Source organism: Vogesella urethralis (genome assembly GCF_007644045.2).
GTDB lineage: Bacteria > Pseudomonadota > Gammaproteobacteria > Burkholderiales > Chromobacteriaceae > Vogesella > Vogesella urethralis.
In genome coordinates, this window is sequence record NZ_VMDW02000058.1 from 15,361 (window position 1) to 33,306 (window position 17,946).

21 protein-coding genes are annotated in these 17,946 nt (G+C 66.0%); 18 read left to right on the forward strand and 3 right to left on the reverse strand.

Annotated elements, in window-relative coordinates; genetic code table 11:
• Nucleotides 1–163: 163 nt before the first annotated feature.
• Entirely contained in the window at nt 164–1,666 is a 1,503-nt protein-coding gene (locus FLQ03_RS04395; protein WP_144373273.1) for a mechanosensitive ion channel family protein, read from the forward strand.
• 56 nt (nt 1,667–1,722) lie between these two features.
• Here FLQ03_RS04395 and FLQ03_RS04400 read toward each other — a convergent pair whose 3' ends face one another.
• Nucleotides 1,723–3,063, reverse strand: a complete 1,341-nt coding sequence (locus FLQ03_RS04400; protein ID WP_144373274.1) for a sigma-54 interaction domain-containing protein — start codon at nt 3,061–3,063, stop codon at nt 1,723–1,725.
• A gap of 215 nt (nt 3,064–3,278) precedes the next feature.
• On the opposite strand from FLQ03_RS04400, the gene cydP reads away from it, so the two are divergent.
• From cydP to FLQ03_RS04470, 15 genes are all read left to right on the forward strand, one after another.
• Entirely contained in the window at nt 3,279–3,470 is a 192-nt protein-coding gene (gene cydP / locus FLQ03_RS04405; RefSeq protein ID WP_144373275.1) for a cytochrome oxidase putative small subunit CydP, read from the forward strand.
• A complete protein-coding gene (locus FLQ03_RS04410) occupies nt 3,460–5,013 on the forward strand; it encodes a cytochrome ubiquinol oxidase subunit I (protein WP_144373276.1) in 1,554 nt (517 codons plus the stop codon). Before cydP ends, FLQ03_RS04410 begins: the two co-directional genes overlap by 11 nt.
• A gap of 9 nt (nt 5,014–5,022) precedes the next feature.
• Nucleotides 5,023–6,162 (forward strand): cytochrome d ubiquinol oxidase subunit II, encoded by a 1,140-nt coding sequence (cydB, locus tag FLQ03_RS04415; RefSeq protein ID WP_206210864.1) that lies wholly within the window; start codon nt 5,023–5,025, stop codon nt 6,160–6,162.
• A 10-nt stretch (nt 6,163–6,172) separates the two neighbouring features.
• Nucleotides 6,173–6,523, forward strand: a complete 351-nt coding sequence (locus FLQ03_RS04420) for a NifB/NifX family molybdenum-iron cluster-binding protein (protein ID WP_144373278.1) — start codon at nt 6,173–6,175, stop codon at nt 6,521–6,523.
• A gap of 25 nt (nt 6,524–6,548) precedes the next feature.
• Nucleotides 6,549–6,674, forward strand: coding sequence for a cytochrome bd-I oxidase subunit CydX (gene cydX / locus FLQ03_RS04425; protein ID WP_144373279.1), 126 nt, complete (start codon nt 6,549–6,551; stop codon nt 6,672–6,674).
• Complete coding sequence (locus FLQ03_RS04430) at nt 6,667–6,948, forward strand: cyd operon YbgE family protein (protein ID WP_144373280.1); 282 nt, start codon at nt 6,667–6,669, stop codon at nt 6,946–6,948. Before cydX ends, FLQ03_RS04430 begins: the two co-directional genes overlap by 8 nt.
• Before the next feature lie 30 nt (nt 6,949–6,978).
• Nucleotides 6,979–7,446, forward strand: a complete 468-nt coding sequence (locus FLQ03_RS04435) for a hypothetical protein (protein ID WP_144373281.1) — start codon at nt 6,979–6,981, stop codon at nt 7,444–7,446.
• 123 nt (nt 7,447–7,569) lie between these two features.
• On the forward strand, nt 7,570–8,571 hold the full coding sequence (locus FLQ03_RS04440) for a sulfate ABC transporter substrate-binding protein (protein ID WP_144373282.1): 1,002 nt from the start codon (nt 7,570–7,572) through the stop codon (nt 8,569–8,571).
• On the forward strand, nt 8,571–9,023 hold the full coding sequence (locus FLQ03_RS04445) for a hypothetical protein (RefSeq protein WP_144373283.1): 453 nt from the start codon (nt 8,571–8,573) through the stop codon (nt 9,021–9,023). Before FLQ03_RS04440 ends, FLQ03_RS04445 begins: the two co-directional genes overlap by 1 nt.
• Nucleotides 9,024–9,219: 196 nt before the next feature.
• Entirely contained in the window at nt 9,220–10,059 is an 840-nt protein-coding gene (cysT, locus tag FLQ03_RS04450) for a sulfate ABC transporter permease subunit CysT (RefSeq protein WP_144373284.1), read from the forward strand.
• Nucleotides 10,059–10,949, forward strand: a complete 891-nt coding sequence (gene cysW / locus FLQ03_RS04455) for a sulfate ABC transporter permease subunit CysW (protein ID WP_144373285.1) — start codon at nt 10,059–10,061, stop codon at nt 10,947–10,949. Before cysT ends, cysW begins: the two co-directional genes overlap by 1 nt.
• A 1-nt stretch (nt 10,950) precedes the next feature.
• Nucleotides 10,951–12,027, forward strand: a complete 1,077-nt coding sequence (locus tag FLQ03_RS04460) for a sulfate/molybdate ABC transporter ATP-binding protein (RefSeq protein WP_144373286.1) — start codon at nt 10,951–10,953, stop codon at nt 12,025–12,027.
• The gene (locus FLQ03_RS04465) at nt 12,024–12,953 is read left to right on the forward strand and encodes a CysB family HTH-type transcriptional regulator (RefSeq protein ID WP_144373287.1); all 930 of its coding nucleotides are present in this window, start codon (nt 12,024–12,026) and stop codon (nt 12,951–12,953) included. Before FLQ03_RS04460 ends, FLQ03_RS04465 begins: the two co-directional genes overlap by 4 nt.
• A gap of 99 nt (nt 12,954–13,052) precedes the next feature.
• A complete protein-coding gene (locus tag FLQ03_RS19250; RefSeq protein WP_206210865.1) occupies nt 13,053–13,208 on the forward strand; it encodes a hypothetical protein in 156 nt (51 codons plus the stop codon).
• A gap of 6 nt (nt 13,209–13,214) precedes the next feature.
• Entirely contained in the window at nt 13,215–13,877 is a 663-nt protein-coding gene (locus FLQ03_RS04470; RefSeq protein WP_206210866.1) for an EAL domain-containing protein, read from the forward strand.
• 1 nt (nt 13,878) lies between these two features.
• On the opposite strand, the gene FLQ03_RS04475 is transcribed toward FLQ03_RS04470, so the two are convergent.
• Nucleotides 13,879–14,763 carry a DMT family transporter gene (locus FLQ03_RS04475; RefSeq protein ID WP_144373288.1) on the reverse strand — a complete coding sequence of 295 codons (885 nt, stop codon included), beginning with the start codon at nt 14,761–14,763 and terminating at the stop codon, nt 13,879–13,881.
• 86 nt (nt 14,764–14,849) lie between these two features.
• On the opposite strand from FLQ03_RS04475, the gene FLQ03_RS04480 reads away from it, so the two are divergent.
• Nucleotides 14,850–15,791 carry a LysR family transcriptional regulator gene (locus FLQ03_RS04480; protein ID WP_144373289.1) on the forward strand — a complete coding sequence of 314 codons (942 nt, stop codon included), beginning with the start codon at nt 14,850–14,852 and terminating at the stop codon, nt 15,789–15,791.
• Between the two features lie 72 nt (nt 15,792–15,863).
• Here the strand turns inward: FLQ03_RS04480 and FLQ03_RS04485 are convergent, their stop codons facing one another.
• Complete coding sequence (locus tag FLQ03_RS04485; protein WP_144373290.1) at nt 15,864–16,643, reverse strand: ferredoxin--NADP reductase; 780 nt, start codon at nt 16,641–16,643, stop codon at nt 15,864–15,866.
• 242 nt (nt 16,644–16,885) lie between these two features.
• Between FLQ03_RS04485 and FLQ03_RS04490 the strand changes: the two genes are divergently transcribed.
• The gene (locus FLQ03_RS04490; RefSeq protein ID WP_144373291.1) at nt 16,886–17,875 is read left to right on the forward strand and encodes an isocitrate/isopropylmalate dehydrogenase family protein; all 990 of its coding nucleotides are present in this window, start codon (nt 16,886–16,888) and stop codon (nt 17,873–17,875) included.
• Nucleotides 17,876–17,946: the final 71 nt, after the last annotated feature.

A 17,946-nucleotide genomic window follows, 5' to 3' on the forward strand; every position in this document is an offset into this window, starting at 1 on the left:
CCTCAGCGACACGCCCCGCGCAAGCGGGGCGTTTTACTTGCGGCCAACCCTTGGGGCCGGCGCCGCTGTAAACAATCGGGCTGACCGGCCTTTAAGCCAGCGCAAGGTGGCGCGGTGGCTGCGGCCTATACTGCAGCGATGATCCGGAACTCGGTACCCCCTGATGCAGTACGACACCTCCCTGTTGTGGCCGGCCTGGCTGCCCGGCGTGGCTTTGCCAAGCGCCATGTTGTTGGCCGCTTTGGCCTGGCGTCGCCCCGCCTTGCGCCGGGCGATGCGCCTGCCGCTGGCGGGCCTGCTGCTGTGCTGGCTGCTGGCGCCGCTGCAGATCCCGCCCGGCCTGCTGCCGCCAGGCGGCTACTGGCTGCCCGCGCTGCTGGTGCTGGTGGCCGGCATCCTGTTGCTGCGCCTGTGGGGGCTGATCCTGTTCCACCTGCTGCTACCGTGGCTGGGCTGGCGCCCGCCGCGCATCATCGAAGATATCTTCGTCAGCCTGTGTTACCTGGCCTGGGGCCTGCTGCGGCTGCACAGTGCCGGGGTGGAACTGGGGCAGATCGTGGCCACCTCGGCCGTCATCACCGCCGTACTGGCGTTTGCCATGCAGGACACGCTGGGCAACCTGCTGGCCGGCGTGGCCATCCAGCTGGACGATTCGCTGCGCATCGGCGACTGGGTGGAAATCGACAAGACCAGCGGCCGGGTGGTGGAAATCAACTGGCGCGCCACCAGCATCGAAACCCGCAACTGGGAGACGGTGATCATCCCCAACAGCATGCTGCTGAAGCAGCGCTTCACCATCCAGGGCCGGCGCCGCGGCCAACCCCAGCTGTGGCGGCGCTGGGTGTGGTTCGACATCACGCTGGACACCTTGCCCACGCAGATCATCCAGCTGGTGGAAAAGTCGCTGCGCGAGGCGTCGCTGCCCGGCATCGCCAGCGAGCCGGCGCCCAACTGCGTGCTGATGAGTGTGGAAAACGGTATCGGCCGCTACGCGGTGCGCTACTGGCTGACCGACATGCAGGCCGACGACGCCACCGATTCGTCGGTGCGCACGCTGATCGACGCCGCGCTGCGCCGCAACGACCGCCGCCTGACGCCACCCGTGTTCAACGTGTTCATGAATACCGAAGGCGAGTACCGCGACGCCCGCCACAAGCGCCACTCTGCCGAGCGGGTGGCGGTGCTGCGCCAGCTGCCGCTGTTTGCCATGCTGGACGACGACACGCTGGCCAGCATGGCCGACAGCCTGAAGTTCACCCCCTTCGTGCAGGGCGACGTGATGCTGGCGCAAGGGCAGGTGGCGGAATGGCTGTACATCATGGTGCGCGGCGAGGCCGACATGCTCTGCCGCCAGCCTGACGGCCAGGAGCTGGTACTGGGCCGGCTGCAAAGCGGCGATTTCTTCGGCGAGATGGGCCTGCTGATGCAGGCACCCAGCGCTTACGGCGTGCGCGCCGCCGGCCATGTGGAGTGCTACCGCGTTGGCCGCGAGGTGTTCCAGCAAGTGTTCCTGGCGCGCGACGCGCTGCAGCGCCACCTCAGCGACGTGCTGCAACAGCGGCTGGACGAGCAGCAACTGCTGTTGCAGCAGCACCGCCAGCACGCGCCGCTACCGCGCGACGGCGAGCTGCTGGCCGGCCTGCGCAGTTTGTTCGGCTGGAAGTAGGCAAAAAAACGGCCCGCGTTCGCGGCGCGGGCCAAGGCAAACTTGGAGGTTTGTCGCTAGCTAGTAGCATCTGTCGTGCCAGCTGACAGATCAGCCAGCGTGGCCAGCTTGCGGTACAGCGTGCGCTCGGTCATGCCCAGCGCCGCCGCCAGGCTGGCACGGTCGCCACGGTGGCTGGCCAGTGCCCACGCCAGGTAGCGCTGCTCCAGCGCCGCCAGTGGCAGCAAGGGGCTATGAAAGTGGCCGTCAGGGTTGGCCGCAGGCTGCGCCAGCGCATCCAGCCACAGGTGCTCCGGCTGGATGCGGTCGCCGTCGCACAGCAGGCTGGCGCGCTCCAGCAGATTGCGCAGCTCGCGGATATTGCCGGGGAACGGGTGCTGTAGCAGCCAGGCCAGCGCGTCGGGCGCCAGCGTCAGGCCGCGCCCCGGCGCCACCCGTGCCAGCAGCGCCTCGGCCAGCAGCGGGATGTCTTCCTGCCGCTCGCGTAGCGGTGGCAGGCGCAGCGGAAACACCGCCAGCCGGTAGTACAGGTCGGCGCGGAAGCTGCCGTCGCGCACCATCTGCGCCAGGTCGCGGTGGGTGGCGGCAATCACGCGGAAGCGCGCCGGTATGCTGCTGATGCCGCCCACGCGGCGGAAGGTGCCGCTTTCCAGCAGCCGCAGCAGTTTTACCTGCTGGCTGGGCGGCAGGTCGCCGATTTCATCCAGGAACAGCGTGCCGCCGTTGGCCGCTTCCACCAGGCCCTGCTTGCGCTGCGTCGCGCCGGTGAAGGCGCCTTTTTCGTAGCCGAACAGCTCGCTCTCCAGCAGCGTTTCGGTGAGGCTGGCGCAATCCACCGCCACAAACGGCCGCGTCGCGCCGCCGCCGTCGTGAATGGCGCGCGCCAGACCTTCCTTGCCGGTGCCCGATTCCCCCTGCAACAACACCGCCACCGTCGACGGCGCCGCCCGCTGCGCCAGCAACAGCATGCGGCGAAACGCCGCACTGCGGCCCACCATGCGGTCCGGCACCGCCTGGCTGCTGGCCAGCGCCAGCGGTTTCATCTTCTCCACAAACAAGAGCGGGTAGCCGCTGACGTCTGACATGGGTGACAGTTCTACGTCCACGTGTTCGTCGCCGTGGCGGCTGCGGTGGATGTGCAGCACGCGCTCTGGCTGGCCGCTTTCCAGTGTGGCTTTCAGCGGGCAGCTTTCGCCTTCCTCGTCGCAGGGGCGGGCGTAGCCGTGCGACACCGCGAAGCAGGCGCGGCCAACGGCGTCGTCGCCATAGGCGGCGCGGTAGGCCGGGTTGGCGTGACGGATGGTGTAGTCGGGGGTGATGACGATGCGCGGGTCGGGCACGGCGTCCAGCATGGCGGCGATGGTAGCCAGCGTGGATTGCGGCGGAATGGGTGACATTTGTGTCAGTCCTGACATGACGGTATTGGCTAATTATGCCGCCAAAACGGCGCCTGGGGGCGCATTTTGCCGGCTTCGGGCATGGCATGCGGCTTGCGGTAAGCCGGGCAGGCTGCGGCAACGTGTCACATTCCGGCGGGTTGGCCGCAGCAGCACACTTTAACCCTGTTGCCGGCATGGTTTGCCGGCGGCCTTTGCTCAGGGAGGGCTGCATCGTGTTACCGGAAGACCGCCGCCTGCGCCGCGAACTGGCGTGGGTGATCGTACTGAAACTGGCCGTGCTGTACGGCTTGTGGCATGCCTTCATCGCCCCGCAGCGGGTGCAGGTGGATACGCAGGCGATGGCCAGTATGGTCGCGGCGCCGGCCACGGCCGCCCGTCAATCAGGAGAAGAACATGCTCGATAATGTTGTGGACCTGTCGCGGCTGCAGTTTGCCGCCACGGCGATGTACCACTTTCTGTTTGTGCCGCTCACGCTGGGGATGGTGTGGCTGCTGGTGATCATGGAAACCGTATGGGTAATGACCGGCAAGCAGGTGTACCAGGACATGACCAAGTTCTGGGGCAAGCTGTTCGGCATCAACTTTGCGCTGGGGGTGACCACCGGCATCACCATGGAATTCCAGTTTGGTACCAACTGGGCGTACTACTCGCACTATGTGGGCGATATCTTCGGCGCCCCGCTGGCTATCGAAGGCCTGATGGCCTTCTTCCTCGAATCTACGATGATCGGCCTGTTCTTCTTTGGCTGGGACCGCCTGTCGCGCAAGCAGCACTTGCTGGTGACGGTGCTGCTGGCGGTGGGCTCCAACCTGTCGGCGCTGTGGATTCTCATCGCCAACGGCTGGATGCAGAACCCGATCGGGGCCGAGTTCAACTACCACACCATGCGCATGGAAATGACGGACTTCTGGGCGGTGCTGTTCAACCCGGTGGCGCAGGCCAAGTTCGTGCACACCGTGTCGGCCGGCTACGTTACCGGTGCCATGTTCGTGCTGTCGATTTCCAGCTGGTACCTGCTGCGCGGCCGTGACGTGGAGTTTGCCAAGAAGAGCTTCCGTATTGCCGCCGCGTTCGGCTTTGCCAGCGTGTGCTCGGTGATCGTGCTGGGCGACGAGTCTGGCTATTCGGTAGGCGAATCGCAACAGACCAAGCTGGCAGCCATGGAAGCGATGTGGCACACCGAGCCGGCGCCGGCGTCGTTCAACGTGATTGCCTGGCCTAACGAAGCCGAGATGAAGAACGACTGGGCCATCGAAGTACCCTGGGTCATGGGCCTGATCGGCACCCGTTCGGTGAGCAAGGAAATCCCCGGTATCCACGAGATCATGGCGGCCAACCGTGCCCGTATCGTGTCCGGCCAGCAGGCGGTGGTGGCGCTGGACAAATTGCGCATCAACCGTGGCGATACCGCGGCACAGGCTCAGCTGAAGGCGCACCAGGCCGACCTGGGCTTTGGCTTGCTGCTGAAGAAATACACCGACGATGTGGCACAAGCCACGCCGGCGATGATTGATGCCGCCGCGCGCGACACCATCCCGAAAGTGGCGCCGATGTTCTGGAGCTTCCGCCTCATGGTGGCGCTGGGCATGGCCATGCTGGGCTTGTTTGGCTGGGCGTTGTGGAGCTCGGTGCGCGGCAGCTTTGCGGCCAACCGCCGCTTGCTGAAGCTGGCGCTGTACAGCCTGCCGCTGCCGTGGGTGGCCTGCGAGGTGGGCTGGTTTGTGGCCGAATACGGCCGCCAGCCGTGGACGATCTACGGTGTGCTGCCAACGCGGCTGTCGGTGTCCACCTTGTCCGAAGCGTCGCTGTACGGCTCGCTGGCCGGTTTTGTCGGCTTCTACACCGTGCTGCTGTGCGCCGAGATGTACCTGATGGTGCGCTTTGCCCGCCAGGGCCCCGGCAGCCTGGGTACTGGCCGCTACGCCAACGAAGCCCCCGCTCACTAAGGAGTCATCATGCTGGATTACGCAACCCTGAAAATCATCTGGTGGCTGCTGGTAGGCGTGCTGCTGGTCGGCTTTGCCATCATGGACGGCCACGATATGGGCGTGGGCACACTGCTGCCCTTTGTCGGTAAAACCGACGTGGAACGCCGCGTGGTGATCAACACCGTCGGCCCGCACTGGGACGGCAACCAGGTGTGGTTCATCACCGGTGGCGGTGCCATCTTTGCCGCCTGGCCATTCGTGTACGCCACCGCGTTCAGCGGCTTTTACTGGGCCATGCTGGCGGTGCTGTGGGCGCTGTTCTTCCGCCCGGTGGGTTTTGACTACCGCAGCAAGATCGACAACCCCACCTGGCGTACCGCCTGGGACTGGGGCCTGTTCGTCGGAGGTTTTGTGCCGCCGCTGATCTTTGGCGTGGCCTTTGGCAACCTGTTCCTGGGCGTGCCCTTCCATTTTGACAGCCATCTGGTGTCATTCTACGAAGGCAGCTTCTGGGCACTGCTGAACCCGTTTGCGCTGCTGTGCGGCGTGGTGTCCAGCGCCATGATTACCGCCCACGGTGCCATCTACCTGGTGCACCGCACCGAAGACGCCGTGCAGGCCCGTGCCGCCCGTGCGCTGAATATCAGTGTGCTGGTGGCGCTGTTGGGCTTCACCGCTGCGGGGGTGTGGCTGGCATTGGGGATTGATGGCTACGTGATCAGCTCCGCCGTAAATGGCAATGCCTTGCCCGACCCGCTGGCCAAAACCGTGGTACGCGAAACCGGCGCCTGGCTGGCCAACTACCAGCGCTGGCCGCTGGCCATGCTGTTGCCGTTGCTGGGCTACGCCGGCCTGATCGGTGCCGTGCTGCTGGCCAGAGTTGGCCGCAGCTTTGCCGGTTTCTGGGCCAGTGCGCTGGGGCTGACCGGCATCATCGGCACCGCCGGCATCTCGCTGTTCCCCTTCATCATGCCGTCGTCCAGCCATCTGGCGTCCAGCCTGACGGTGTGGGACAGCACCTCCAGCCACATGACGCTGGGGCTGATGCTGGCGGTAGCGCTGGTATTCGTGCCCATCATCCTGCTGTACACCCGCTGGGCGTATGCGGTGATGGCTGGCAAGGTGACGGCGGCCTACGTGCGTGAAAACAGCCACAGCACGTACTGAGGCCGCCGCGATGAAGATAGCCGTGTGTTGCCAGAACGGGCGCGAGGTGAGTGCCCACCCTGGCAAGTGCACTCGCTTCCTGTTGGTGGATAGCGGTGGCCTGGCCGCGCCGCAGCTGCTGTTGCTGCCGGCCAGCGCCATGCTGCGCCAGGCCAGCCTGCACGGCCACCCGCTGGCCGCCTGCCAGGTCATCCTGGCCGCCGGCGGCGGGCAGGGGCTGGCGCAAAGGTTGGCCGCAGCCGGCATCACGCTGGCGCAAACGCAGGAACGCGAGCCGCTGCTGGCGGTGGCCGCCTGGCTTGCCGGGCAGTGCCAGCCGGTGGCGCAGCCGGGCAAGCAGCTTTGCCAGGCGCTGGATTAAAAACGCTGGATCGAAAGGAAACATCATGTGGTATTTCGCTTGGGTACTGGGCATCGGCTTTGCGGTGCTGCTGGGAGTGTTGAACGCGATGTGGGGCGAGTACGAACAAGACCGCGCCCAGCGCGGCGTGCCGGAGCAGGGCGGTGTCTGAGCCGGCGCGCACCCGGCCGCTGGCCTTGCTGCTGGGGGTAGGGCTGATGCTGGGCATCAGCCTGCAGCCGCAGTGGCTCACCACGCCGGAAGGGCTGGCCGACCACCCGGCGGCCATGTTGCTGATGTGGGCGATGTCGGCGGCGCTGGTACGCGGCGTCGGTTTTGTGCCGCAGCACTGGCTGCCGCGCGGGCTGCTGGGCCTGCCGGCGATGGCGCTGGCCTTGCTGGCAGCGCTGTGGCGCATGGCCAGCCTGCACGGTTTGGCGATATGATGCGAGCCATTCTCATCTGAAAGCCCTGCCATGCTGCGCCGCCTGTTTGCCCTGCTGTCGCTATGCCTGTTGCTGAACCCGGCTGCCCTGGCGGCCAACCTTGCGGTGGGCGATACGCTGCCGCCGCTGGCGCTGGCCGACCAGTTCGATAAAAACCACACGCTGACGACCGACACGCGCTGGCTGCTGTTCAGCCACGACCGCGCCGTCAGCGACGCGCTGCACCCGGTGTTGGCCGCCTTGCCGGCGGCGCAGCGCGATGGCGTGGTGTACGTGGCCGACATCAGCCGCATGCCGGCGCTGGTGTCGCGGCTGTTTGCCGTACCGGCCATGCGCGAGCTGCCGTTTGCGGTGTGGCTGGCGCGCGATGCGGCCAATGTAGCGATGTTGCCGCGCGAAGCCGGCAAACTCACGGTATTGGCACTGCAAGACGGCAAGGTGGCGGCGCTGCATTACCTGGCCGATGTGGGCGCCTTGCCGGCCTTGCTGCAGCGCTAGTTGGCCGCAAGCTGCATTGCTTATCGAAGAATGCTTGATAAGCAAAGCAGATTTTCTTGGTTCTGGCCGGCCGCCGCCTTGGCTAGATTTCCCCCATCGCACTCTCACTGATGGGGATACACCATGACGCGCCTTACCCGCCTTGCTACTGCTACTACCCTGCTGTTTGCCCTGGCCGGCCACGCCCTGGCCGACGTGACCCTGCTCAACGTGTCCTACGACCCGACCCGCGAGCTGTACCAGGACTTCAACACCGCCTTCGCCAAGCAGTGGAAAGCCAAGACCGGTGAAACCGTTACCATCAAGCAATCGCACGGTGGCTCCGGCAAGCAGGCGCGCGCCGTGATCGACGGCCTGGAGGCCGACGTGGTGACGCTGGCGCTGGGCTACGACGTGGACGCGTTGAACACCGAAGCCAAGCTGATTCCGCCGACCTGGCAAAAGCGCCTGCCGAACAACTCGGCACCGTATACCTCCACCATCGTGTTCCTGGTGCGCAAGGGCAACCCCAAGGCCATCAAGGACTGGAACGACCTGATCCGCCCGGGCGTGGAAGTGGTCACCCCGAACCCGAAAACCTCCGGCGGCGCGCGCTGGAACTACCTGGCGGCCTGGGGCTACGCGCTGAAGCAGCCGGGTGGCAATGACGCCAAGGCCAAGGACTTCGTGAAGAAAGTCTTCCAGAACGTGAAGGTGCTGGATTCCGGTGCCCGTGGTGCCACCGTTACCTTCACCCAGCGCGGCATCGGTGACGTACTGCTGGCGTGGGAAAACGAAGCCTACCTGGTAACCAAGGAGCTGGGCCCGGACAAGTTCGACATCGTCACCCCGTCGCTGTCGATTCTGGCCGAGCCGCCGGTGAGCGTGGTGGACAAGGTGGTAGACAAGCGCGGTACCCGCAAGGTAGCCGAGGCTTACCTGCAGTACCTGTACAGCCCGGAAGGCCAGGAGTTGGCCGCGGCCAACTACTACCGCCCGCGTGACGCCAAGGTGGCTGCCAAGTACGCCGACAAGTTCAGCAAGGTGAAACTGTTCACCATCGATCAGCTGTTCGGCGGCTGGACCAAGGCACAAAAGACCCACTTCGACGACGGTGGCGTGTTCGACCAGATCCAGGCCAAGTAATGATCCCGCCTTCGTTGCCCTTGCTGCTGCAGGGCGACGTCAGCCACCCCGATGGCCTCACCCTGCTGGCGCTGGCGCGCCGGCAGGGTGTTTTGCCTGACGCCGATGGCCTGCTGTTGCCGCCTGCCGGCCAGCCCTTCCTGTTGCTGGCGCACGGCGGTCATTGCTTGCCGGCCTTGGCCAGCTGGCGTGGCAACGCGCTGTGCCGTGCCGCCTTGCTGCTGCAGCCGGACGGTGACGCGCTGGCGGCATCCCCTTTGCCTTTCCCCGCGTTGGTGGCGTGTCATCGCCCCGACGCCCATTCGGCACGCCTGACCCAGGCCGCCTCGCTGGCGGCGGTGTGGCAGGCGCGATTCCACTTGCTGCAAGGCCGCGACGCGCTGGCCGAACTCAGCCCGCTGTTGGCCGCATTGCGCCGGCTGGCGGCGCAGCCGCAGTTCGGCGAATTCTAGTGCCGGTCGCGCCGTGATCTGTCTGCACTCGCTTTAGTGCATTTTCTTCTATCAATAGCCAGTTTTTTCTTTTCTGGTTATTGAATAAGTAACGAAGAAATCCTTATTTCTGGAATAAAGCGGCGGCCAATATGCTGTTCCCAGTCATATCAACCACGGGATGCATGATGATGCTCACCCTGAAAGGACGCCGCCCATGAGCCGCGCTGCCACCTTGCCACGGGTATTGCCCGGCTTTGGCCTGTCGATGGGTTTCACCCTGGCTTATCTGTCGCTGATCGTGCTGATCCCGCTGTCAGCCGTGTTCATCCGCTCCAGCGCGCTGCCGCTGGAAGCGTTCTGGGACGCGGTGACCGCGCCGCGCGTGCTGGCCTCGTACCGGCTGAGCTTCGGCATGGCGCTGTTGGCCGCCGCCATCAATAGCGTGTTCGGCCTGCTGCTGGCGTGGGCGCTGGTGCGCTACCGCTTTCCTGGCAAGAAGCTGGTGGACGCGCTGGTGGACCTGCCATTCGCGCTGCCGACCGCAGTAGCCGGTATTGCGCTGACTGCGCTGTACGCCGGTAACGGCTGGCTAGGCCAGTACCTGGAGCCACTGGGCATCAAGGTGGCGTTCGGCCCGCTGGGCGTGCTGGTGGCGCTGGTATTCATCGGCCTGCCGTTTGTGGTGCGTACCGTGCAGCCGGTGCTGGAAGACATGGAAACCGAGCTGGAAGAAGCCGCGACCAGCCTGGGCGCGCACCGCTGGCAGACCTTCCGCCACGTGATCCTGCCGGTGTTGCAGCCGGCAATGATGACCGGTTTTGCGCTGGCCTTTGCCCGCGCCGTAGGCGAGTACGGCTCGGTGATCTTCATTGCCGGCAATATCCCGATGGTGTCGGAAATTACCCCGCTGATGATCATCAGCAAGCTGGAGCAATACGACTACGCCGGCGCGACCGCCATCGCCAGCGTGATGCTGGTGGCGTCGTTCCTGTTGCTGCTGGCGATCAACGGTTTGCAGGCGTGGCAGGCACGCCGTAACGGAAGGAGTGCGTAATGGCCGGTGCCGTATCCTCATTGACCCTGCAGCACGACAAGGCGGCGCTGCTGGAAAGCCGCCAGGCCACCCGCGAGGCGCCGTGGGTGAAGTACACCATCCTCACCGTTGCGCTGGGCTTCTTTACCGTGTTCTTGCTGCTGCCCTTGCTGGTGGTGTTTGTCGAGGCGCTGGCCAAGGGCTGGGACACCTACCTCGCCGCGCTGGTAGAGCCGGACGCGCTGTCGGCGGTGAAGCTGACGCTGTTGGCCGCCGTCATCTCGGTACCGCTGAACCTGGTGTTTGGCGTGGCCGCTGCTTGGGCCATCACCCGTTTTGACTTCCGTGGCAAACAACTGCTGATCACGCTGATTGACCTGCCGTTTTCGGTGTCGCCGGTGGTGGCCGGCCTGATCTACGTGCTGGTGTTCAGCAGCCACGGCTGGGTTGGCCCCTGGTTGCTGGCGCACGATATCAAGGTGATTTTTGCCGTGCCCGGCATTGTGCTGGCCACCGTGTTTGTGACCGTACCGTTCGTGGCGCGCGAGCTGATTCCGCTGCTGCAGGCGCAGGGGCGGGAGGAAGAAGAAGCCGCTGTGGTACTGGGCGCCCGTGGCTGGCAGGTGTTCTGGCACGTAACGCTGCCCAATGTGCGCTGGGCGCTGCTGTACGGCGTGATCCTCAGCAATGCGCGGGCGATGGGCGAGTTCGGCGCGGTATCGGTGGTATCCGGCCACATTCGTGGCGAAACCAACACCCTGCCGCTGCATGTGGAAATTCTTTACAACGAGTACAACTTCGCGGCTGCCTTTGCCGTGGCGTCGCTGCTGGCCCTGTTGGCGCTGGTGACGCTGGCGGTGAAGAGCTGGGTGGAATGGCGTGCCAGCAACAGCCTTGTGCAGGAGGATTGAGATGAGCATTCAGGTACAAAACATTCACAAGGCGTTCGGCAACTTCGTGGCGCTGGACAACCTGACCCTGGACTTCCCCGCCGGCGAGCTGGTGGCGCTGCTGGGTCCGTCCGGTTGCGGCAAGACCACTTTGCTGCGCGTCATTGCCGGCCTGGAACAAGCCGACAGCGGCAAGGTGCTGCTGGATGGCGAAGACGCCTCCGACACCCACGTGCGCGAGCGCCAGGTGGGCTTTGTGTTTCAGCACTATGCGCTGTTCCGCCACATGACCGTGTTCGACAACGTGGCCTTCGGCCTGCGCATGAAGCCGCGCGGCCAACGTCCGTCCGAAGCCGAGATCAAGCGCAAGGTGCACGAGCTGTTGAACCTGGTACAGCTGGACTGGCTGGCCGACCGCTTTCCGGCTCAGCTGTCCGGCGGCCAGCGCCAGCGTATTGCACTGGCCCGTGCGCTGGCGGTAGAGCCGCGCGTGCTGCTGCTGGACGAGCCGTTCGGCGCGCTGGACGCCAAGGTGCGCAAAGAGCTGCGCCGCTGGCTGCGCCGCCTGCACGACGAGCTGCACATCACCTCCATCTTCGTGACCCACGACCAGGAAGAAGCGCTGGAAGTGGCCGACCGCGTGGTGCTGATGAACCACGGCCGCGTCGAGCAGATCGGCAGCCCGGCCGAGGTATACCGCCAGCCGGCCACACCGTTCGTGTACGGCTTTCTGGGTGCGGCTAACCGCTTTGAAGGCAGCAGCAGCGCCGGCGGCATCGCCGTGGGCGCCAGCACGCTGACCGGTGAGGCACAGCCGGCGCACGACAAGGTTGTTGCCTTCGTTCGCCCGCACGAGCTGGACATCGTGCTGCAGCCGGACGCCAGCGGCATTCCGGCACGCATCAGCCGCGTGCTGACGCTGGGCGCGCTGACCCGTGTGGAGCTGGAAGGCCTGGCCGACGTGGCGGGTCAGCATTTTGACGTCGAACTGCACGCGGCCAACCCGCTTGTGGCACAGTTGGCCGCAGGCCAGACTGTGCGCCTGCAACCGCGCGCCGTGCGCGTGTTTGCCCAACCCGAAACCGCAGGTGCCGCATGAATTTCCAGCAACTTCGCATCATCCGTGAAACGGTGCGCCAGAACTTCAACCTGACCGAGGTCGCCAACGCGCTGTTTACCTCGCAGTCTGGCGTATCCAAACACATCAAGGACCTGGAAGACGAGCTGGGCGTGGAGCTATTCATCCGCAAGGGCAAGCGCTTCCTGGGCCTGACCGACCCCGGCAAGGAACTGCTGGTGATCGTGGAGCGCATGCTGCTGGACGCCGGCAACATCAAGCGCCTGGCCGAGCAGTTCAGCCTGCGCGACGAGGGCCAGCTCACCATTGCCACCACCCACACCCAGGCGCGCTACGCGCTGCCCAAGGTGGTGACCGCGTTCAAGAAAGCCTTCCCAAAAGTGCACCTGGTGCTGCACCAGGCCAGCCCGGACGAGCTGGTGCGCCTGCTGCTGGCCGGCGAGGCCGACATCGGCATCGCCACCGAAGCGGTGGCCGAGGTGCCGGAGCTGGTGTCCTTCCCGTACTACAGCTGGCACCACGCGGTGATCGCACCGCCCGAGCACCCGCTGCACGGGCAAACGCTGTCGCTGGACACGCTGGCCGAGTACCCGATCGTCACTTACCACCAGGGCTTTACCGGGCGCGCCCAGATCGACCGCGCCTTTGCCGACGCTGGCCTGGCGCCGGACATCGTGATGGCAGCGCTGGATGCCGACGTGATCAAGACCTACGTGGAGCTGGAGCTGGGCGTCGGCATCATCGCCTCGATGGCGGTGGATGCGCAGCGCGACAGCCAGGTACGCGTGGTAGAAGGCGCGCCGCTGTTTGGCCACCAGACCACCCGCGTCGCCATCCGTCGCGGCCACTACCTGCGCAGCTACGCCTACCGCTTCATCGAGCTGTGCTCGGCCGCGCTGGACGAAGACAGCGTGCGCCAGGCGCTGCTGCCGGCAGTGCAGGACTGAGTACCCGCATAAGGCACAGCGTGGCCCCCGCCTGCCAGCGGGCGGGGCAGCCCTTGCGGCCAACCTTGGCCGCTTTCCTTTTTCCTTGCGAGGCATGGCGTGAATCTGCAACGGCTGGTCAGCTATTTCGAGATCTGGGGCCGTTCGCAGCACGGCGCCGGGCCGCAGCTGGCCTTTGACGACGACGGCGCCTTCGGCCGCCTTGGCCACTTGCGGCTGGACAGCCACTACCAGCCCTTGCTCGACCGCCAGTAACGAGCGGTGGCCTACGAAGCGCTGCTGCGCGTCAGCGACCCGCAGGGGCGGCGCATCGCGCCGGACCGCTTTTTTGCCGCGCTGGACGACAGCCACAACGTGATCGGCGTGGACCGGCTGTGCCGCGTCATCCACAGCGTCAACTTCCTGACCCAGCAGCCGCAACAGCAGGCCTTGTACCTGAACGTCAACGGCCGCCATCTGCTGGGCATTGCCAGCGGCCGCCACGGCGCTACCTTCGAAGCGTTGCTGGCTTACTGCGGGCTGGCGCCGCAACAGGTGGTGCTGGAGATCATCGAATCCAGCGTCGATGACCTGGCCTTGCTGCAGCAGGCCATTACCGCGTACAAGGCCAAGGGTTTCCGCATTGCCATCGATGATTTCGGTGCCCGCCATTCCAACTTCGACCGCCTGTGGGCGCTGGAGCCGGACATCGTCAAGCTCGATCGCAGCCTGACGGCGCAGGCAGCGCAGAACCCGCGCGCGGCCAAGGTGCTGCCGGTGCTGGTGCGGCTGATCCAGGACCTGGGCGCCCAAGTGGTGTGCGAGGGCATCGAAACACCGGTGCAGCAGGCGCTGGCGCTGGACGCCGGCGCCGACCTGCTGCAGGGCTATCTGTACGGTGAGCCGTCGCCGCGCTTGCTGGCGGCGCAGACGCTGCCGGCTTGATTCAGGCGGCGGCGCTCTGCCGTGCCGGCCACGCCAGCCATAAGGCGGCGCCGGCGATCATCAGTCCGCCCAGCCAGCCGCTAGCGGCCAGCGGCTCGCCCAGCCAGCTCACCGCAAATAGCGCGCCCCACAGCGGTTCGCTACCCAGCAGCAGCGCCACCTTGCTGGGGCTGGTGGCCGCCAGCGCGCGGTTCATCGCCCAGAACGCAAACAGCGTGCAGCACAGCGTCAGGAACAGCATCGGCAGCCAGAAGTCCGCCTGCAGCGGCAAGGCCGGCAGCCCGCCCGGCTGCAGCAGGCCCAGCGCCAGCGCGGCGGCGCCCACCAGCAGGCCTTGCACCGCAGTCAGCCCCAGCATGTCGATGCCCTTGCCGGCGGTCAGCCGCGTCGCCAGACAGCTCTGGAAGGCGCGGATCAGCGCCGCCAGCAGCATCAGCGCGTCGCCTGGATTCAGGCCGCCGCCGGCCATGCCGGTAAGCAACCAGGTGCCCAACAGCGACACGATGGCGGCCAGCCACAGCTTGCCGGCCGGACGCTTGCCCAGCCACAGCCATTCCACCGGCGGCGTCAGCAGCAGGCACAGGCTGACCAGAAACGCCGCCTTGCCGGCGCTGGTGTGCGCCACGCCGGCGGTCTCGGCCAGAAAAATGGCCAGCAGGCCGACGCTGGTCGGCAGCGCTACCCGTACCGTGGCGGCACGCTGTGGCGCCGGCAGCCGCAGCCAGTACGGCAGCAGCAGCGCGGCGGTCAGCAGAAAGCGGATGGCGATGACGCCGGCCACCGGGTAGTAGGCCAGCGCGGTCTTCACCATGCTGTAGCTGCTGCCCCAGATCACGGCAGTCAGCAGCAATAGCAACTCGGGCGGCAGTGGGCGGCGGGTGGGCATGATTTCTCCTTGTCTTGGGTGTGGCCCAGTATGAAACTGGTCATTCAGGCTGATAATCGGCCATTCAGGCAAAGGATTTGTGCGCCATGAGAACAAATGAACTGTTACCGCTGCTGCCGGACCTGGCAGTGCTGGTGGACGTGGTGGAAGCCGGCTCGTTCAGCGCGGCGGCACGGCTGCAGGGCAGCACGCCGTCGGCGGTCAGCCGGCAGATGGCGCGGCTGGAGGCGGCACTGGGGCTGACGCTGCTGGAGCGCAGCACGCGCCGGCTACGGCTGACCAGTGGCGGACAGGAAGTGGTACGCCACGCGCGCAGCATGCTGGACGCGGCCCGTGCCGCTTGCGACGGCGCCGCCCGGCACGCCAGCACCGTGGCAGGGCGGGTGAGGTTGGCCGCACCGAAGGCCGCCTTGCGCCAGATCATTCATCCACAGCTACCGGCCTTGTTGCAGACTTATCCACAGTTGGCGCTGGAATTGCAGGTAAGCGACCAGCCGGCCGACCTGATCGCCGACGGCGTGGACATCGCGCTGCGGCTGGGCGACCCGCCCGCCGGCTACGTGGCGCGGCCGTTCATGGTGGTGCGTACCAAGCTGTACGCCGCACCGGCCTATCTTGCGCAGCACGGCACGCCGCAGCACCCGTCCGAACTGGTGCGCCACAGCTGCCTGCACCTGGCCGAGCAGGCCGGCGACGACGAGTGGTGTGCGGTGCGCGACAACGAACGGGTAGTGGTGAACGTGCGCGGCCGCTACGCCAGCAACCACAGCGAGATGCGGCGCGAGGCCGCCGAGTGGGGCATGGGTATCGCCAGCCTGCCCGACTTTACCGCCCGCCAGGCGCTGGACGAGGGCAGGCTGCTGGCGGTGCTGCCGGACTGGCAGCTGCTGGGCCGCTACCAGGGCACCAGCTGGCTGGTGTACCACGCCGATCGTTACCGTTCGGCGCGGGTACGCGCGGTGGTGGATTTCCTGCTGGGCGTGGCCACGCGGCTGGGCTATGGCACGTCTAGCCTGCCGCCTGGCTGATAAGCCGGTAGCTGCACCAAGCAAAACACCCCGCCGTGGCGGGGTGTGGCAGGGTTGGCCGCAGACCGGCGCTTACTTCTCGACGAAGGCGCGCTCGATGGCGAAGTGGCCCGGCTCGCCCATGCGCGGCGACTCCTTGAAGCCCAGCTCTTCCAGAATGTGGCAGGTGTCTTCCAGCATGGCCGGGCTGCCGCACAGCAGGGCGCGGTCGGTTTCCGGGTTCAGCTGCGGAATGCCCAGGCGCTGTGCCAGCTCGCCGCTCTTGATCAGGTCGGTCAGACGGCCCTGGTTGGCGAACGGTTCGCGGGTAACGGTGGGGTAGTACACCAGCTTCTCGCTGATGATCTCGCCCAGGAACTCGTGTGCCGGCAGCTCTTTGGTGATGTAGTCGTGGTAGCCCAGCTCGCTGACCCAGCGTACGCCGTGGATCAGGAAGATCTTGTCGTACAGGTCGTAGACTTCCGGGTCCTTGATGATGGACATGAACGGGGCCAGGCCGGTGCCGGTGGACAGCAGGAACAGGTGCTTGGCGTTCGGCAGCAGGTTGTCCTGCACCAGGGTGCCGGTGGGCTTGCCGGAGATCACCACCTTGTCACCCGGTTGCAGGTGCTGCAGGCGCGAGGTCAGCGGGCCGTTCTGTACCTTGATGGAGTAGAACTCCAGGTGTTCTTCCCAGTTGGCGCTGGCCACCGAGTAGGCACGGATCAGCGGTTTGCCGTTCACTTCCAGACCGATCATCACGAACTGGCCGTTGATGAAACGCAGACCCGGGTCGCGGGTGCAGGTGAAGCTGAACAGGGTGTCGTTCCAGTGATGGACGGACAGGACGGTTTCGGTCGAAAGAGTAGCCATGTGGATTGTCTTTGGATACAGGCAAAAATCATCAAGCCGCCATTCTACCGCAGCTTGCAAATAACTGCTTGGACGGAAAGGTTCTGTCTTTATTGCGTTTTTTGATGTTGGTCAATTTATATAATGATATAAGTTCTCGATACGCAGCACGTACGCGGCTGTCAGGGTGTCGGACAGCCTGTAGTTGCGCGCCTACACGCGGCGCGCTATGTTGCCCTGCAACAACAACACGGAGAGCAGTGATGAAACTGTGCGTGATCGCCGGTGACGGCATTGGCGCCGAGGTGGTGCCGCAGGCAGTACGGGTGCTGCAGCACCTGCTGCCCGCCTTGCAAACGGTCAGCGCCGACGCCGGTTGGGCCACCTTTCAGCAGCAGGGCACGGCGTTGCCGGACGCCACGCTGGCGGCGGCGCGTGCGTGCGGCGCGGTGCTGTTTGGCGCGGTCAGCTCGCCGGCGCGGGCGGTGGCCGGCTACCGCTCGCCCATCGTGCAGTTGCGGCGCTTGCTGGGCTGCCACGCCAACCTGCGGCCAACCCTCAGCCTGCCAGACTGCGGCCTGCCGGGGGTGGATCTGTGGGTGGTGCGCGAAAACACCGAAGACCTGTACGTGGGCGAGGAGCAAAGCGACGGCGACACCGCCACCGCCATCAAGCGCATCACCCGCGCTGCGTCGCTGCGGGTGGCCGAGAGCGCGTTTGCGCTGGCCGCAGCGGCCGGGCGCCGCCGCGTCACCATCGTGCATAAAGCCAATATCATGCCGCTGAGCGACGGCCTGTTCCGCGATTGCGCACGCGAGGTGGCGGTGCGTTACCCGCAGCTGCAGGTAGACGAAATGCTGGTGGATACCGCCGCGCTGAAACTGGCGCAGGCGCCGCAGGCGTTCGACGTGCTGCTGGCGCCCAATCTGTACGGCGACATCCTGTCCGATCTGGCGGCGGCATTTGGCGGCGGCCTGGGCGTGGCGGCGTCGCTGAACCTGGGGCAGGGCGTGGCCATTGCCGAACCGGTACACGGCAGCGCGCCCGACATTGCCGGCCAGGGCGTGGCCAACCCGGTGGCTAGCCTGCTGTCGCTGGCCATGCTGTTGCGCCACCACTGGCAGCAGCCGCAGGAAGCCAACCGGCTGGAACAGGCCGTCCGGCAGGTGCTGGCAGGCGGCGAATGCACGCCGGACTTGGGGGGCAGCGCCGGCACTGCGCAGTTCTGCGATGCGGTGATCGCCGCCTTGTAGCCCCCCTGCGGCAAGGTGTCGCATTCCGCCGCCGCCGGCCATGCGCTACATTGCTGGTCAGCAGGGGGGCG

Bases quoted from the DNA above. Each gene is read 5' to 3' on its own strand.
- cysT (WP_144373284.1), top strand. From the start codon at position 9,220: ATGAGCCGCGCTGCCACCTTGCCACGGGTATTGCCCGGCTTTGGCCTG.
- FLQ03_RS04395 (WP_144373273.1), top strand. From the start codon at position 164: ATGCAGTACGACACCTCCCTGTTGTGGCCGGCCTGGCTGCCCGGCGTG.
- cydB (WP_206210864.1), top strand. From the start codon at position 5,023: ATGCTGGATTACGCAACCCTGAAAATCATCTGGTGGCTGCTGGTAGGC.
- FLQ03_RS04465 (WP_144373287.1), top strand. From the start codon at position 12,024: ATGAATTTCCAGCAACTTCGCATCATCCGTGAAACGGTGCGCCAGAAC.
- FLQ03_RS04400 (WP_144373274.1), bottom strand. From the start codon at position 3,063: ATGTCACCCATTCCGCCGCAATCCACGCTGGCTACCATCGCCGCCATG.
- FLQ03_RS04480 (WP_144373289.1), top strand. From the start codon at position 14,850: ATGAGAACAAATGAACTGTTACCGCTGCTGCCGGACCTGGCAGTGCTG.
- cysW (WP_144373285.1), top strand. From the start codon at position 10,059: ATGGCCGGTGCCGTATCCTCATTGACCCTGCAGCACGACAAGGCGGCG.
- cydX (WP_144373279.1), top strand. From the start codon at position 6,549: ATGTGGTATTTCGCTTGGGTACTGGGCATCGGCTTTGCGGTGCTGCTG.
- FLQ03_RS04420 (WP_144373278.1), top strand. From the start codon at position 6,173: ATGAAGATAGCCGTGTGTTGCCAGAACGGGCGCGAGGTGAGTGCCCAC.
- FLQ03_RS04485 (WP_144373290.1), bottom strand. From the start codon at position 16,643: ATGGCTACTCTTTCGACCGAAACCGTCCTGTCCGTCCATCACTGGAAC.
- FLQ03_RS04410 (WP_144373276.1), top strand. From the start codon at position 3,460: ATGCTCGATAATGTTGTGGACCTGTCGCGGCTGCAGTTTGCCGCCACG.
- FLQ03_RS04460 (WP_144373286.1), top strand. From the start codon at position 10,951: ATGAGCATTCAGGTACAAAACATTCACAAGGCGTTCGGCAACTTCGTG.
- FLQ03_RS04435 (WP_144373281.1), top strand. From the start codon at position 6,979: ATGCTGCGCCGCCTGTTTGCCCTGCTGTCGCTATGCCTGTTGCTGAAC.
- FLQ03_RS04475 (WP_144373288.1), bottom strand. From the start codon at position 14,763: ATGCCCACCCGCCGCCCACTGCCGCCCGAGTTGCTATTGCTGCTGACT.
- FLQ03_RS04440 (WP_144373282.1), top strand. From the start codon at position 7,570: ATGACGCGCCTTACCCGCCTTGCTACTGCTACTACCCTGCTGTTTGCC.
- FLQ03_RS04490 (WP_144373291.1), top strand. From the start codon at position 16,886: ATGAAACTGTGCGTGATCGCCGGTGACGGCATTGGCGCCGAGGTGGTG.
- FLQ03_RS04445 (WP_144373283.1), top strand. From the start codon at position 8,571: ATGATCCCGCCTTCGTTGCCCTTGCTGCTGCAGGGCGACGTCAGCCAC.